Here is a 2,341-nt window from a genome sequence, read left to right as displayed (position 1 = left end):
AGAATGCTGACATGGTGGGTCAGCCGGTCGAGCAAGGCACCAGTGAGACGCTCGGATCCGAATGTTTCCGTCCATTCCTCGAACGGCAGGTTCGAGGTGATCAGGATCGACCCGCGTTCGTATCGCTGGGAGATCAGTTCGAACAGTAACTCAGCGCCTGTCTTGGAGAGTGGTACGAAGCCCAGTTCGTCGATGATCAGCAGCTTCTGCTTCACCAATTGCTTTTGAAGCCGCAGGAGCTGGCGTTCATCGCGAGCTTCCATCAATTCGTGCACGATGGCTGCGGCAGTAGTAAAGCGGACTGCCAGGCCTTTCTGGCAGGCGGCCAGGCCAAGACCAAGGCCACGTGGGTCTTACCGGTGCCGCTGGGGCCGAGAGCAATGACGTTCTCGCAACGGTCGATCCATTCGCAGCGGGCGAGTTCGAGTACCTGCATCTTGTTGAGGTTTGGGATCGCCGTGAAGTCGAAGCTATCGAGGCTCTTGGTCGCCGGGAATTTCGCGGCCTTGATCCGGCGTTCGATCATGCGCCGTTCCCGGTCGATGAGTTCGAGCTCGATCAGACGGGCCAGGAACTGGACGTGATCTCTCCCTTCGGCAGCGCAGAGCCGAGCCTGCTTGTCGTATTCCCGCAGGATGGTCGGCAGCTTCAGCTTTTTGAGTTGGTGGTTCAGCAGGATCTGTGGCGTCTCCGTCATGTCGAGGCACCTGTTGTCAGGCACATGTAACTGGCCGGAGATGTCGTCGCCACCTTGGCCCGTGGCAGGAACGGGTAGACATCCAGATCGAGCCTCGGCGGCCGCCGCTCCACCCGACACAGCACCAGATGCTTTACGGCATCCACTGCCCGGCAGTTGATTGCCTAGCAATCAATGAGAGGGGAAGCTGATTGCTCCCATCTGGAGAGCCGTCTTCACGGCAGCATGAACCTCCTCCATCTCGAAGCTTTCGAGCAGCCGTAGAACCTGCACGTATTCGCGCCGTCCGGTTTTCAGCATGCGTGCCTCCATCAGCCTCTGGAGAGTATCAAACGCCTTGGGAAGCTCCCATCCGGCCAGCGGAGCCGCCTGTTCGAAAGCGTTTATCTTCTTCTCAATCAGCGGCAGGTAATGAACCGGATCGAAGACCATGTCCTCGCGGTCGTAGCTGCGAACATGCCGCGCGATGACCTCCCCACCACATCCGATGACCACCCGGTCAACATAGGCGCGGATCCAGACTTCGCGATGGCCGTAGGCAACCGGCACGGAATAGTCGTTGGTCTTATAGCGCAGCAGCGACAGGGAACTGACCCGGCCCGTGGCCTGTTCGCAGGCTTCGAAGGGCGTGGCCGGCGAGACCGCCATTGCCTCCAGATCGCGTTGAAGCCGCTCTCCAATCGTCTGATTGTGCCCGCGCAGCTTGTCGTTTTGGCGCTTCCGGCACTGCTCTTCGAGCCAGTTGTTGAAGGCGTCCCAAGTCGGAAAGCTCGGGACCGGCACCATGAAGTTGCGCCGGGAATAGCCAACCAGCCCTTCGACGGACCCCTTGTCGTTGCCCTTACCTGGACGTCCGTAGCGGTCCCGGATCACATAGTGGGACAGCATCTCGCTGAACAGCCGCGCGCGTCTGCGAGTTCCGTCGGGCTCGATCTTCGCCACAAGGCACCGGTCGTTGTCGTACAGGATCGACTGCGGAACGGCCCCGAAGAACCCAAAGGCATGGACGTGCCCGTCCATCCAGGCCTCCGCTGTCGCCGCCGGATAGGCCCGGACGTAGCAGGCGTCGCTGTGCGGCAGATCCAAGGCAAAGAAGTGGGCCTTCTGCTCAATGCCTCCGATCACAACCACTGCTTCGCCGAAATCGGCCTGAGCATGGCCCGGTGCATGATTAAGGGGCACGAACATCTCGCGATGCCGTCGACCGTGCTCCCGAACATAATCCTTGATGATGGTGTAACCACCCTCGAAGCCATGCTCATCGCGGAGGCGTTCGAAGATCCGCTTGGCCGTATGCCGCTGCTTGCGCGGCCGCTGCCGATCTTCCGACAGCCATTGATCGATGATCCCGGTGAACCCATCCAGCTTAGGCCGCCGGATCGGTGCTGACCGCCGGTAGCCGGGCGGAACTGAAAACGCCAAAATCTTGCGAACGCTGTCACGAGATATCCCGAAATGCCGCGCCGCTTCTCGCTGACTCATGCCCTCGGCACAGGCCAAACGAACTTTGCGATACAAATCCACGGTGAAGATCCTCCCACCCTCCCTCCGTCAAAAGAAAGGGAAAAGATGGACGACTTTTACGCCGCCCGCACCAAGATCATCCCGCCGCTACCGTGGTCGACTTTCTCACCGCCGTTCTCA

At 60.1% G+C, this 2,341-nt stretch carries 2 pseudogenes; both read right to left on the bottom strand.

What is annotated here, in order from left to right:
• A pseudogene (gene istB / locus GOW09_RS22225) lies at nt 1-697 on the bottom strand (IS21-like element helper ATPase IstB); the annotation flags it as partial.
• Nucleotides 694-2,179, bottom strand: a pseudogene (gene istA, locus GOW09_RS22220) (IS21 family transposase). The pseudogenes istA and istB, both read right to left, overlap by 4 nt.
• Nucleotides 2,180-2,341 lie beyond the last annotated feature (162 nt).

Source organism: Ruegeria sp. HKCCA5463, assembly GCF_013034175.1.
In the GTDB taxonomy this organism is placed as follows: Bacteria; Pseudomonadota; Alphaproteobacteria; order Rhodobacterales; family Rhodobacteraceae; genus Ruegeria.
Note: the sequence above shows the minus strand (reverse complement) of the source record. Positions and strands in the feature narration are given on the sequence as shown.